General features: G+C 57.9%; 11 protein-coding genes. 3 read left to right on the top strand and 8 right to left on the bottom strand.

Features of this window, described 5'->3' with window-relative positions:
• Window positions 1-194: 194 nt before the first annotated feature.
• On the bottom strand, window positions 195-1,841 hold the full coding sequence (locus GX181_08005) for a nucleoside kinase (protein NLM71885.1): 1,647 nt from the start codon (window positions 1,839-1,841) through the stop codon (window positions 195-197).
• A gap of 94 nt (window positions 1,842-1,935) precedes the next feature.
• The gene (locus GX181_08000) at window positions 1,936-3,324 is read right to left on the bottom strand and encodes a phosphomannomutase/phosphoglucomutase (protein ID NLM71884.1); all 1,389 of its coding nucleotides are present in this window, start codon (window positions 3,322-3,324) and stop codon (window positions 1,936-1,938) included.
• Window positions 3,325-3,517: 193 nt separating this feature from the next.
• Between GX181_08000 and GX181_07995 the strand changes: the two genes are divergently transcribed.
• The 3 genes from GX181_07995 (at window position 3,518) to GX181_07985 (ending at window position 6,037) form a co-directional block, all read left to right on the top strand.
• The gene (locus GX181_07995; protein ID NLM71883.1) at window positions 3,518-4,447 is read left to right on the top strand and encodes an AEC family transporter; all 930 of its coding nucleotides are present in this window, start codon (window positions 3,518-3,520) and stop codon (window positions 4,445-4,447) included.
• A 154-nt stretch (window positions 4,448-4,601) separates the two neighbouring features.
• A complete protein-coding gene (locus GX181_07990; protein ID NLM71882.1) occupies window positions 4,602-5,363 on the top strand; it encodes an amino acid ABC transporter ATP-binding protein in 762 nt (253 codons plus the stop codon).
• A 20-nt stretch (window positions 5,364-5,383) separates the two neighbouring features.
• Window positions 5,384-6,037: an amino acid ABC transporter permease gene (locus GX181_07985; GenBank protein NLM71881.1), complete on the top strand. Its 654-nt coding sequence runs from the start codon at window positions 5,384-5,386 to the stop codon at window positions 6,035-6,037.
• 70 nt (window positions 6,038-6,107) lie between these two features.
• Here GX181_07985 and GX181_07980 read toward each other — a convergent pair whose 3' ends face one another.
• From GX181_07980 to GX181_07955, 6 genes are all read right to left on the bottom strand, one after another.
• Window positions 6,108-7,037 (bottom strand): hypothetical protein, encoded by a 930-nt coding sequence (locus GX181_07980; protein ID NLM71880.1) that lies wholly within the window; start codon window positions 7,035-7,037, stop codon window positions 6,108-6,110.
• A gap of 88 nt (window positions 7,038-7,125) precedes the next feature.
• The gene (locus GX181_07975; protein ID NLM71879.1) at window positions 7,126-7,980 is read right to left on the bottom strand and encodes a lysophospholipid acyltransferase family protein; all 855 of its coding nucleotides are present in this window, start codon (window positions 7,978-7,980) and stop codon (window positions 7,126-7,128) included.
• Window positions 7,977-8,873 (bottom strand): glycosyltransferase, encoded by an 897-nt coding sequence (locus GX181_07970; GenBank protein NLM71878.1) that lies wholly within the window; start codon window positions 8,871-8,873, stop codon window positions 7,977-7,979. Before GX181_07970 ends, GX181_07975 begins: the two co-directional genes overlap by 4 nt.
• Window positions 8,873-10,153, bottom strand: a complete 1,281-nt coding sequence (locus GX181_07965; GenBank protein NLM71877.1) for a tyrosine--tRNA ligase — start codon at window positions 10,151-10,153, stop codon at window positions 8,873-8,875. Before GX181_07965 ends, GX181_07970 begins: the two co-directional genes overlap by 1 nt.
• The gene (locus tag GX181_07960) at window positions 10,154-11,620 is read right to left on the bottom strand and encodes a hypothetical protein (protein NLM71876.1); all 1,467 of its coding nucleotides are present in this window, start codon (window positions 11,618-11,620) and stop codon (window positions 10,154-10,156) included.
• A gap of 39 nt (window positions 11,621-11,659) precedes the next feature.
• Entirely contained in the window at window positions 11,660-13,273 is a 1,614-nt protein-coding gene (locus GX181_07955; GenBank protein ID NLM71875.1) for an MBL fold metallo-hydrolase, read from the bottom strand.
• Window position 13,274 lies beyond the last annotated feature (1 nt).

The following is a 13,274-nucleotide window of genomic DNA, read 5'->3' as shown; positions in this document are numbered from 1 at the left end:
GGCTTTTTGTGCTAGCCTCCATCACCCCGAGTGCTTCTCCCTCTGCCGCCCCGAGGGCTTCCCTCTCCGTCATCCCGAACGAGCGTAGCGAGGAAGGATTTGCTTTTCAATCCGATTAATCGAGCCCCTTTTCCTTTCAACCGCCATGACGCAAAAGGCCCTACGCGCGGCTGGTCCCGCTTTCCGGCGTTGTCTTACACCTCGAAGCAGGATCCCCCCAGGAACTCCCTGATTATCGAATTGTTCGGTATACTCTCCGTCGGGATTATCGGGACGAACTTTATCATCGACAGCAGCCTCTGAGCCTCGCCGTAGACGGGCGAGCCCTCGGGGACCTTGTGAAGGATCGGGTCCACGTAGGCACGCAGGACGGCCATTTCGTAGGGCAACGAGGAGTTGAACATCGCGTCCGCTCTCTTCTGGTACGGAAAAACGTACTTCATGCTGCCTTTGATGACCTTTGGCCACATCATCAGGGTGGATTCTGCCGGATGACCCCTGGTCCTGGCGTCCCTGATGAGCCGCCTGACAAGCCTGTTGTCGGTGGTGCTGGTCCTGTTGTGCTTGTCGAAGTTCACGCCGGTGAGTGGCGAGACGAAGACCCCGTACTTGGCATCGTCCGGGATGGCGCATGTGACCTTCGAGTTGAGGCCGTGAATACCCTCCATGATCAGGATGTCCCTCGGCCCGAGCTCAATGATCTTGCCCGGCTTTTTCTTCCCCTCGATGAAGTCGAACTGGGGGGTCTGGACCCTCTCCCCGGAGAGAAGGCGCTTAAGTTGATCTTGAAGCAGGTCGAGCTCGAGTGCCTCGACTACTTCGAAATCGTAATGCCCCTCGTCGTCTCTGGGTGTAAACTCTCGATCGACGAAGTAGTTGTCCATGGCTAGGGTTACCGGGTTCCTCCCGCTGACGAGGAGCTGGATCTTCAGCCTCTCCGAGAAGGTGGTCTTCCCCGAGCCGGAGGGGCCGGCTATCGCCACGACCTTCACTTTTTCACGGGATGCCACCTCGTCCGCTATCCTCCCCAGGTTACGCGAATGGAACGCCTCGGATACCAGTATGACCTCCTGCGCCTTCCCCTCGGCCACTTTCCTGTGAAGACTGTCCATGGTGCCGAGCTCCAGGACCTCAAGCCAGTCCGCATAGTCCAGGAAGACCCCCGAGAGGTTCTTCGAGGCCCTGAAGGGTGGCAACGACGAAGGATAACTGATGGTCGGAAAGCGGAGGACCATCCCGGGTCCCAGTTTTCGCAGGCCGTAAAGCTTCAGGTAGCCGGTTGAGGGCGCCAAGGGGGCGTAGTAGTATCCGTACATGTCCGCGCACCGGTAGAGTTCCACCGGGTCGACGGCCCCCCACTGAAAGAGCCTCGCCACCTCTCCGCTCCCCTGGCGCTCGAATATCCTCCTGGCCTTGTCGAGCGATACGACCTTGCGCACGAAGGGGAGGTCTTTTTTCACCAGCTCGTCCATGGTGCCCAGTATCGCGGATATATCGTCCACGGAGATCTCTCCGTCCACGAAATCCCAGTAGCAGCCCTCGCTTATCGAATGCCTTATCAGGACGTCCTTTCTCAGCGCTCTCTTGCACGCGAGCACTAGGAGGAAGCTAAGTGAACGCCTGTAGACCTCCATTCCCTCGAACGACGACGTGTCGATGAACTCTACCGTCGCGTCGTCCTCTATCACCCAGTCCAGGGAGCGAAGGTAGTTGTTCACCCTCCAGGCGACTATGTTGCTTCTCTCTCCATCGGGATTGCACTCCGAAAGAACTGTTCTGGCCGTTATGGGGACATCGCTTGAAAATACGGGCCCATTCTTGACTGTGATTGTAAAAGCCATGACACTCCTCCTCCTTGACTCGCCCGGCGATCGTGGTTCGACTCTGCTTGCAAGCTCTCCTCAAAAAAGCAACTATGATCTTTGACGCTTCGGTCTAGTAAGTCCAATGAAAGTCAGGGAGTCCTTCGGCCAGGAGCCTTCGGCGCACATCCGCGGAAATACTCTCCAGGTCCTGCTCCGTCCTGCCCTCGCACCTTGTGACTATGACCGGCTGGGTATTGGAGGCCCTGACCAGTCCCCATCCCCGCCCCTGCGGGTAGAGAATGCGTACTCCGTCGACCGTTACAGCCTCGTGATCTCTCAGGGCCTTCTCTCTCAAAGAGGCTACGACGTCGAATTTTTTCTCGTCCGGACAGTTTATCCTTATCTCGGCGGTGCCCGGGTACCTCGGGATGTCCGAGAGCAACTCCGAGAGGGGCGCCTCGCCCGATGACATGATTCTAAGCAGCCTTGCAGCCGCGTAGAAGGAGTCGTCGAAGCCGAAGTACTCGTCGGCGAAGAAGAAGTGGCCGGATAGCTCCCCGGCGAAGACCGCACCTATCTCCTTCATCTTTGCCTTTATCACCGAGTGTCCGGACTTCCAGAACAGAGGCTTGCCTCCCAGTCTTTCCGTGTAGTCGATCAGCGACTGGGAGCACTTGACCTCGACTATCACGTCAGCGCCCGGGTACTTTTCTAATATCTCGCGCCAGTAGAGGGCCATGAGTATGTCGCCCCATATCATCTCGCCCTTTTCATCAACGACTCCCAGTCTGTCGGCATCTCCATCGAATGCTATGCCGACGTCGGCCTTCTCTTCAAGGACGGTCTTCGTCAAGACAGCGAGGTTCTTTCTCTGCTGAGGGTCGGGATGATGGTTGGGAAAGGATCCGTCCGGCGTCTCGAAGAGGGAGATCACTTCGCAGCCGAGCGCTTCGAGATAGGGTCGAATCATAAGCCCGGCCGTGCCGTTGCCGCTGTCCGCCACCACTTTAAGTTTTCTGGGTCCTATGCTGCACTTCGACAGCAGCATCCGGAGGTATTCGTCCTTTATGTCCTGCTTGGAGAGAGTACCCACCGGGCCGTCGTCCGACATGTCGTCGGCCAGTATCATCCGCATGACCTCCTGGATGTCGTCGCCGTAGATGGTTGCGCCGTCGTACGCAAGCTTCAGACCGTTCATGTCCTTGGGGTTGTGGCTTCCGGTTATCATCACCCCTCCCCCCGCCTCGAACCGATGCAGGCCCCAGTAGAGCACCGGGGTCGTGACTACGCCGATGTCTATGACATCAAGGCCGGTTTGTACAAGCCCGTCGATCAGGGTGGAGGAGATCCTCGGGGTTGAATGACGGACATCTCCCCCTATCACGACGGTCTTTACGTCGCGTCTTTTTAGCCACGTGCCGAAAGCGCGGGCGATGCTCGAGACTGTCCCGTCGGAGAGATCCCTGTCCGCAACGCCTCGGATGTCGTACTCTCGGAATATTGCGTTCGGAATTTGCATTTTTCTCCTCCTCGTCGAAATCCGTTGCAAAACGCAAGCCTGCACATGAGAGGGCCGTCTCTCGGCCTAGAGCCTCATTCGTCCGCGGCATGTTACTTTTGTGCTATTATTGCATCGCATGTGTTCAAGCTGCAGGGTGATTATACAATAAAGTCAAAATTGCCGCTGTGAACGGTGAGAAGGATGTGTCCTTTTGAACGAGATTTTTATTATCGCCCCCATAGCCATCGTGATATCGATAGGCAAGTTGCTCTCCCTCAGCGGCCTCGTGTCTCACGACACTTTCAGGGAGTCTAACTCGATTCTGTACTGGGTCTCCCTTCCCGCCATGCTGTTTCGCATGACGGCGAAGGCCGATCTCGCCCTGTTCGACAGCGGCTGGAACCTGTTCATCGCGGCTCATGCCAGCTATTTCATACTGCCCTTCCTCGCATGGGGGCTGGGAAAGCTCTTCCGAGAGGAGAGAAAGCGCCTGGCCATATCCGCTCTTGTGTCCATGAGATCGAACCAGGTATTCATGGGAATGCCCGCGATATCGATGGCCCTCGGCAAGCCGGGCCTGGAGGCCCTCTCCGTCTTTCTGGCGATGAGCCAGGCGGGATACCAGCTGCTGTCCGTCTCCTCGTCCCAGTTCGTCCTCTCGGGAAGATTCTCGATGCGCTCCATCCTCGAGGCACTGCTTAAACTTGCGCAAAACCCGCTGATAATCGCCTGTCTCACCGGCGTCCTCTGCGCCTTTGCCGGGTTGAACGACTTTCCCGAGTGGATCGACACGGTGCTCAGAGTGCTGGGTGACGTGGGCACGGGGCTTGCTCTCATGGCCCTCGGCTCCACAATATCACTCCGCTCGACGAGGGGGCTTTTCCGCTCCACATGGCGTGACTGCACGGTCAAGCTTATCTTTCACCCGCTCATTACCCTGCTGCTCTTAATCCCCTTCCCTGTCGACAGGGTCATGATGCAGGTAGTCGTGCTGACATCGGCCATGCCGGTCGCTGTGAACTCACTTGCACTCTCGCAAGGGATGGGGCTCGACGAAAAATATGCGGGGGAGATGATCACCTCCTCCACTATTCTGTCCGCCGTCACCCTTCCTCTGTGGATCCGCCTTCTCGGGGCCTAGATATGGATGCCTGTACCGGACAGGCGATAATTTTCTTAAATATATACGTTTATTTTCGTATGTCACGAAATTTATATACTGGTGTATAATGGCTTAACAAAACCGGGAGGTGAAGGGAGTGCCCAACCGCAGCAGTGAAACGGCTTCTTCTTCCATTCCAGCACTCGAAGTCCGCGGGCTGAAAAAATCTTTCGGCAGCTTGGTCGTCCTTAAGGATATATCTCTTTCCATTCAGGAGGGAGAGGTAGTGTCTGTCATAGGGCCGAGCGGCTCGGGCAAGAGCACCCTGGCTCGCTGCATATGCCGCCTCGAGGAGATAGACAAGGGCGAGGTCCTTCTGCGCGGAGAAAGAATCGACAACGGAAAGCACTCGAACCGAGATATCGCCCTCCTCGTAGGAATGATATTCCAGCAGTTCAACCTGTTCCCCCACCTCTCCGTCATGGAGAACATCACCCTGAGCCCGATCCGCATACTGGACGTTCCGCCGCCCGAGGCGAAGGAGAGGGCCCTGAGCCTGCTGAAAAGAGTCGGAATGATCGACAAGAAGGACGCCCGCCCCAGTGAGCTTTCAGGCGGCCAGTGCCAGAGGGTGGCGATAGCGCGCGCCCTGGCCATGAACCCGCGCATACTGCTGTTCGACGAGCCGACGAGCGCGCTCGACCCGGAGCTTGTAGGCGAAGTGCTGGAGGTCATAGCGGACCTGGCTGGCACCGGGATGACCATGATGATAATAACGCACGAGATGCTCTTCGCCAAGGACGTCTCGGACAGGGTCCTGTTCATGGACGAGGGCGGCATTGTCGAGCAGGGGCCGCCCTCCGAGCTGTTCACCGCCCCGAAGATGCCGCGCACCAGGTTGTTCCTGCAGAGGATGCTGGCAACCGTGGGCAAAGAGCTCATCCAAGCTCCCTGACTTGGAAAGGAGACTGACCTATGACTCTTGACTTCACAGCAATCACCCCATATTTTCACATGCTTCTCAAGGGTGCGCAGATCACAATTCACGCGTCCCTCCTAGCTCTTTTCTGCGGTACCGTCCTTGGTGTTTTTGTCGGAGCGGTCCGGGTGGCGCCGTTTGGGGCGCTGAGGTCGATCGCCGCGGCATATATCTACGTGATCAGGGGCACTCCCCTGCTTATCCAGCTGTTCCTGATCTACTTCGGGCTGCCCTCGCTGGGATTGAACCTGCCGGCCTTCACGGCGGGGATCATCGGCCTGACCATCAACTCCTCCGGGTACGTGGGCGAGATCGTCCGGGGAGGGATAGAGGCCGTCCCCAAGGGGCAATGGGAGGCCTCCAAGGTACTCGGACTGTCCTACCTTGGCACGATGCGATATATCATACTGCCGCAGGCGATCCGCAACATGCTGCCCGCCATCGGGAACGAGTTCGTCACCCTTATCAAGGAGTCATCGCTGCTCTCGACTCTGGCCATAACGGAGCTTACGATGGTCGGACAGCAGGTTCGCAGCGTGACCTACGCATCCTTCGAGACGTTCATAATGGTCGGCCTGATCTACCTTGTCATGACCAGCGCGACAAGCCTCGCCCTGCAGTACATTGAAAAACGCTGGACAGTAGCCTAAGGACGCAAAAGAAGAGGGGCCTTGCCGGTGTCTTCACGGCATGGCCCCTCTTTTCATCTTTCGGCGCGGTTCAACGCAAGGCCGTGCCCGAGCCGTTCTCCTCCGACAGCAGGGATTCGCATCCGAAGGTCGACCGTTCCGAGTCGGCAGCGACACCATCCAAGTATCCCCATGTCGCCATGACGATCTCTTTGATCGACAGCTTTCGCCTCTCGCGCATCTCGTTCCAGATGGGTATCGGCAGGTAGAGCCAGATCCGGAATCCGGACGAGTCGTTACCATAATCCGATAGGACGAGATAGCCGGACTTGCTGTACAGGACGACGGGCCTAGAGCTCTGCGAGTTCATCCTCTGCAGATCGTCCACCGAGTAGGACAGGGCCTCCATGTCCTCTATGCTCTGTCCACCGGGGAGATCCATGAGTGAAAACCAGATTCTAGGCTGGGTTATGGCCCCTTCAAAGACGTCCGACGCTATCCTGATCCATGTCTTTATCCGCGACACCTCTTCGTAATCGTTGCGGAAGAGGGCGAATCTTATCGCCCAGTAGGCCATGCGAGCGGTGCTGTCTCTTTCCAGGTAGTCGTGCGCTTCTTTCTCGTTCTCCAAGAGCTCGTCCACGAAGAAGAGGGGGTCGTTTTTCAGGAAGCCCCGAAGGATATGCATCGTGGGCTTGTGCTCTCCCGGCGGCATCATCTGACCCCGCAGACATGCCTTGAGGCGGTCGACCGCCTCTTTTGCGATCGTGACCTTTTCGACATCCCCGAGACTTAGTGTCTTGGGCTTGGCGTCGTAGAGGAAGATCTCCTCCGTCTCATCGGCACCGAGCTTGCCGATAACCCATTTCTCGTATGCCTTCAACGTGGCGGTTCCGAGGATAAAACGGTTGTAGGGAAGGAGAAGTAAAACCCTCGGGGAGTGTGCCTCGGGAACGCCCGCCACATGCATATCGTCAGGCAGCCTCGCTAGATTCCCTTTCGACATGAGCTCGAATATCATCTGCATCCCCCCCTTTTTCCATACAAGATTAACATGGATTTTTCAAACTATCAAGGGAGATTTACTACCAGGGGTATATCCAACCCTCTCAGTATCTCCATCTGCGGTGAAGCCACAACCACTGTTCAGGACGGTTAAGGATCATCTTCTCCACGGTTTTGTTCATAATCTCCGTGTTCTTCTTGATGTACTCCTCTTTGCCTGCCGTATCCTCGTTCATGGTTATTGGATCGGAGATGAATACCTGGTGCTTGAAGGGCGCGACCCTGTACGAGGCCACTGGGACGACCGGAACCCCGGCAAGCTTCGCAATTGCCGCCGGTCCGCTCGCGGTGTAGCAGGGCCGCCCCAGGAAGGTTGTGGGCACGCCGGAGATATTCCACGCTTGGTCGATCAAAAGCCCCAAAAAGCCGCCCTTGCGCGCGAAGCGCACTGCCTCTTTCATCACGTGCTGCTTCTCGAAGAAGCCGACGCCCGCCTTGGTTCTATAAGAGGCGATCAACGCCGCCACCTCGGAGTCATCGGGATTCCTGACCACGGCGGAAAGGGGGTAGCCGGATTGAGCCAGCCACGCGGCCAGCAGCTCCCAGTTGCCTAGGTGACCGGTGAGGATGATCGCCCCGCTGCCGGAGGCCTTGAGCTCGTCAAGGATCTCCTTGCCCTCGACCGCCCTCATCCAGTTGAGCGCCAGTCGCGGGTCTCGCTGCAGGGCCAGGTACTCGGCTACCATCCAGGATAGGTGGCTGTATACGCCGTTCACCGTGTCACGGATCCATGAGTCGGTAGCGTCCGGGAAGACCGATCCGAGGTTCTCGCGTGCCACGTTGATCCTCGGTCGGACAATCCTCAAAACCGCCAGGCAAAAGGCATGGACCAGACTCGCCCGCCAGCCGGGGCGGCTGAAGGCGGCCAAGGAGTTGATAAGGCAAGTCTTGAATTTCAACTGGAACTCCCTGCCAGCCTCTCGTATATCTCCTTCAGTTTTCTCGCTCCCTTTTCAGGAGGGTACGACTCCGCCACGTTACGCCTGGCGAAGGCCGAGGCGCTTCTGCCCCCTTCTCCGAGAACGAGGGAGAAGGCGCTCCTGATATCCTCCGGCGAAGGGGAGGCTAAATGCACGTACCCCTCCTCACCCAACAGCTCGTTCAGGCTTGAGGAGCCGGCTGCCACCGTGGGCACCCCCATCAGGGCGGCAAGTGCCGCCAAGAGCGACAGAGAGGAGGTGGGTTGCGGAAGAAGGAGTATGCAGTTGTCCGAAGAGAGAAGATTCATCCCCTCGTCGGCCCGGTCGAAGTCGAGGAGCATGCTGGATAGGGATGCTGCGGACTCGGCGTACATGCGCCCCTCGTCGATCGCCCCGGAGAGCAGGAAGAGAGCGGGGCGGCCTTCGCTGGAGGGGTCTTTATCCTCCTCGGCCCCCCAGCTCATCTTCATCTCGAAGGCAGGGGGTATATATGAGACGCTCGAGTCGAATGCCGAGGTGGTCAACGCCGTCGGGTGTCCCTCCCATCTGGAAAGCTGGTTGAATCTCGTATGGACGGTCCTCGACCTCAGTCGTATCAGCCTCCACCAGGGGGGTGGAGTCCCCCATAGGTGCCAGAGCTTTCCCCGGGTGCCGACCGTGGTCATCCTCTCGACCGTCGTCATGGAACGCCATGAGAGGAGCCCCGGCACGCCGAGGGACTCAGTGCCGGCCGCAGAGTATGAGGTGATCTCCACCCCGTTTTTTATCAACGCCCTTGCAAGAGAACCGGCGACCGCCGCCTCCCAAGGGCGAAGCGAATCGCTGACGTACCAGTAGCAGTTCACAGGTCCGCTCACCCCTCTCTTTGCCACTAATTGAAGAGGACCATGAAAATTCTCTTCTTCCCCAGGCGAACGAAGAGATACTTTCCAGCCAGAAGGTCCGAATCGTCCACGGACGCATTCTCGGCGACTACCTTTTCTCCGTTCAGGTAAAGACCGCCGCCTTTTATCAGGCGCCTGACCTCGCTTTTCGAGGAGCATGCCCCCGCTGAGACCAGAAGGTCGGTCAGAGGCGAAGGGAAGGCCGGGGAGGCGGTTCCGCCGGGCGTCTCCCCCGCGAGCATGTCGAGCTCTTCACGGGAGAGTTCCCGCGGTTCGAACGAATCCCCGAAGAGGACGGAGCTGACCTTCTTCGCCATCATGGCGCTCTCCTCTCCGTGGACGATGACCGTGACCTCGAAGGCCAGCCTCTTTTGGGCCTCGCGCATGGCCGGGTTTATTCTTTGAGCATCCATGACGCTTGCGATCTCGTCCAGGGGAAGGAAGGTGAACAGCTTCAAAAGCCTCTCTACAGTCTCGTCCTCGGTGTTCATCCAGAATTGGTAGAACTTGTACGGGGAGGTGCGAGCCGGGTCGAGCCATACGGCGCCCTCCTCCGTCTTTCCGAACTTGTTGCCAGACGATGTGAGCAGGAGGGGTTGAGTGGCACCGAACGCCGTCTCACCGGTCTTCTTTCTTATGAGGTCGACTCCGGAGATGATGTTGCCCTGCTGATCGTTGCCTCCCATCTGCAGTTTGCAGCCGTAGTTGTTGTACAGGTGGAGGAAGTCGTAGGCCTGGAGAAGGACGTAGGAGAACTCCGTGTAGGAGATGCTCTTTTCCGGGTCCTCCAGCCTGCTGCGCACATACTCCCTGGCCACCATCGAGTTGACCGAGAAGTGCTTGCCTATATCCCTCAGAACCTCCAGGAAGGTCAGTTTTCCCAGCCAGTCGTAGTTGTTTATCATCAGGGCCGACGACTCTCCGCAGTCGAAGCGCATGAAGTGGGCAAGCTGCTTTTTCACGGCCTCCATGTTCTCGGCGGTCTTCTCGACCGTGAGAAGGTTCCTCTCCTTGCTCTTGCCGGAGGGGTCTCCGATCAGGCCGGTGCCGCCCCCGGCGAGAGGAATGGGGCGATGGCCGCAGCGCTGGATCCACGCAAGGGCCATTATCGGGATCAGGTGCCCTACGTGAAGGCTGTCGGCTGTCGGGTCGAATCCCACGTAGGCCGTGACCATCTCGCTGGAGAAGAGAGAGCTCAACTCCTCTTCGTTGCTGCACCACTCTATATGTCCCCGTTCCTTCAGTAATTTAAGCGCATCTTCGAACATTTAATTCCCTCCTGCAGACTCATGGTCTTGAGCCTGTGTATGATCATGACGGGGAATCCTCGTCCACTCGAGCATTCCCTCTCCCGGGCCGGTCATCAGCATGACGATCGACTTTACTCCCTCCAACAGATCTGTGATCATGAGGAGGGAGGTGGCGCTCATCTTTATATCCATCCCCATTTTTCCAGCTACTCTTCCAGTTCGCAATAGGGCTTTGAGCGCCGTGTCGAACTTTTCCAGATCGACGTAGCCCCAGAGGAAGGCCTCTTTCAGTCCGCTCAAGGATGGGGCGTAATAGCCTATGTGATGATGATTATCCGACTTCAGAGCATCCCTGTCTATCAATCCGAGGCGCACGGTTTGCGGATTCGCCGCCGCAAGTATCGAAAAGGGAATTAACGATGTTCCCCCGGAGGGGAATCCCTCCAGTTTTTCGACCTCTGGGACGAGGTTTCCTCTCTCCGTCCTCCAAAATTGGTCTATGAAGTCCATTCCGCCTTGCCCCCGGCCGGGAAGCTCCATCAGGAGCCCGGGGAGTGAGAAGACCAGGAATTTGCTCCTGCCCGACAGGGATAGGACGCACGGCCCGGGAAGCATCTTGCCGATCTTTTCCACAGAGGCGCCGAACGGGCTAAGGAGCCCTTCGGCATTCATCAATCCGGATGAATCCGGAAGCTCGGGGATATTCACCCCGATCGCAGCGACAAGCGGTTCGGGAAAGCAGATCTCTCCGCACCAAGATGCCTTCTTGAACCTTTTCAAAACACCCTGCGGCAGGACGCCGGACAGTCCGTAAATCTTCCACTTTATCCCGCCCCCTCGGGAGCCTTCGTGCCATGCGGCCGACAGGTATACAGTTCCCTTGCTCGCTGGAAGTCCCTGGATCGAGGCAATTCCGGATAGATACCCTCCATCCGAGATGAGAAGCCGGTTGGACGAACGTCGATCAAGCTCGGGGGCGTTTTTGAAGGTCCGCGACCGGTCGTCCAAGATACGTCCCATCTCTTGGAGCTTGTCATATCTTGTGGCGAACATCGTGATTCCACCCTTAGCATCGCAATATAACGGGGCTTCATCACCCCCGTACAGGTACGGCGCGGCCAGGTCAGTGTCCGAATCCATCGGTGGGCCTTCGAAATCCCTTGACATCTTCACGGCCAACTGCAGGTGAAACAGATTTTTTTCGACCGTGATCAGGCCGGCCGCCTCCCTCGAATTATTCAGCAAGGCGGAGAGGCGCCGCAGGCGATCATCGTCCTCCCATCGAAACGCCGCGGCCGCCTTCAGCAGGTCGGGCAGCGAGGACGCGTTCGCAGTCTCGAAATAAAGAAAGGGCGTCCCCTCTTTTGGCCTGGGGATCGCGGAGGCCGGGCGACGTCCTTCCGGCCCCTGGACGGCGTACAGGAGTACCACGGACGCAACTGCGAGAATCAGGGATGTCAGGCGTATTGGAGTCGGCTTTTTCATCATCGTTTTTCTCCGTGGACAGAGGGACGCCCAGCGCGATTACCCTTCGTCGATCTCCACCGAGCTCTTGTTGACCCTGTCATAAGCCGTCTCCAGCAGAATCTTGCTGGATTTCAGCAGGGAGATCGTCTCCTCTCCCTGGACAGGCGTCGCCAGGCCTCTCATCACCGTCACCATGGACTGGATGTCCGAGAGAAGAGAGCTTGCCTCGTCCCTTGCCAGCACGACCGGTTGCTCCGCCAAGCGATGCATGTCGGTCGCGCCGTTCGGAACGAGTTCGATCTCCTGCCCCGGTGATGGCACTGCCGCCTTCATGCCGGCGTCATTGAATGTCTTCGACAGTGCGGAGGATGATGCCGGCTCACCGTGAGTAATTATAAACAGCGGAGACGTGGTGAAATTGCCCGCCCACGTCAGCAGGTCGTCTCTGTCGGCATGAGCGGAAAAGCCGTTGATGGTGTGAACTTGTGCCTTCACATTGACCTCTTCGCCCGCGATACGCATGTTCTTCTCCCCGTCTACTATCCTCCGACCCAGGGTGCCGTTCGCCTGGTAGCCGACGAATACTATGTGGTTATGGGGATTCCAGATCCCGTGCTTCAGGTGATGCACGATGCGACCGCCGTTCGCCATGCCGCTCCCCGCTACCACCACTCCATGTTTCACGGAGTTTATCGCCTGGGACTCCTCGACGCTGGTGACGTATTTGAGCTTGTCCGGGGCGAAGGGGTCTTTTCCGAGGTTCAGATACTGTTGTATCTCGGAGGAGAGCAGGTTCATATGCTTCTGATAGATCTCGGTGGCCTTGACTCCCATGGGGGAGTCGAAGAAGACGGGGACCGCCGGATCTACCGCCCCCTCGTCCTTGAGCAGCGAAAGCTCGTAGAGTATCCTCTGGGCCCTGTCCACGACGAAACTGGGGATGAAGACCTTCGCCCTGTCCTTCAACGACGAAGTTATCACGTGGCGAAACTCCTCGCGGCTCTCCTCCGTGCTTTTGTGCAGCCTGTCCCCGTAGGTGGACTCCAGGACGACGTAATCGGCGGAGGTGATGACGGCCGGTGTCCTCTCCATGACGGTTTTTTGAGGGCCGAGGTCTCCGCTGAAGACGATCTTCACCTGCTTGTCATCCTCCTCCAGCCATATCTCCAGGATGGCGCTGCCGAGTATGTGTCCGGCGTCCCTGAAGCGCACGTCCACGCCGGGGGCCACTGAAATTTTATCGTCGTAGCCCACGGCCGACAGGATGCCGATCGTCCTGTCGACGTCGTCCGTCCCGTACAGAGGCACCACCTTTGGAAGACCTCTTCGCGAGTTCTTCTTGGTCTTCCACTCCGCCTCCTCCCTCATGAGGTTCGCTGAGTCGTACCAGAGGACCTTCACCAGCTCCATCGTCGGCAGAGTCCCAAGGACCTTTCTCTTGAAGCCCTCCTTCACGAGCAGGGGAATCCTCCCTGAATGATCCAGGTGAGCGTGGGTTAAGAGCACGGCGTCGATGGACGAGGGAGAGAAAGGAAAGGGAGCACGGTTCTTTCTGTCGTCGTCCCTGCCCTGGAATATTCCACAGTCAACGAGGACGCGGGTCCCCGCGCACTCCAACAGATAGCAGGATCCCGTAACCTCGCCGGCTGCGCCTATCGTCTTGAGCCTCATG

The organism is Synergistaceae bacterium, from assembly GCA_012521675.1.
Taxonomy (GTDB): domain Bacteria; phylum Synergistota; class Synergistia; order Synergistales; family Aminobacteriaceae; genus JAAYLU01.
Note: the sequence above shows the minus strand (reverse complement) of the source record. Positions and strands in the feature narration are given on the sequence as shown.

Coding starts and splice junctions, on each gene's coding strand:
- GX181_08005 (NLM71885.1), bottom strand. CDS start 1,841: ATGGCTTTTACAATCACAGTCAAGAATGGGCCCGTATTTTCAAGCGAT.
- GX181_08000 (NLM71884.1), bottom strand. CDS start 3,324: ATGCAAATTCCGAACGCAATATTCCGAGAGTACGACATCCGAGGCGTT.
- GX181_07985 (NLM71881.1), top strand. CDS start 5,384: ATGACTCTTGACTTCACAGCAATCACCCCATATTTTCACATGCTTCTC.
- GX181_07980 (NLM71880.1), bottom strand. CDS start 7,037: ATGATATTCGAGCTCATGTCGAAAGGGAATCTAGCGAGGCTGCCTGAC.
- GX181_07965 (NLM71877.1), bottom strand. CDS start 10,153: ATGTTCGAAGATGCGCTTAAATTACTGAAGGAACGGGGACATATAGAG.
- GX181_07960 (NLM71876.1), bottom strand. CDS start 11,620: ATGAAAAAGCCGACTCCAATACGCCTGACATCCCTGATTCTCGCAGTT.
- GX181_07955 (NLM71875.1), bottom strand. CDS start 13,273: ATGAGGCTCAAGACGATAGGCGCAGCCGGCGAGGTTACGGGATCCTGC.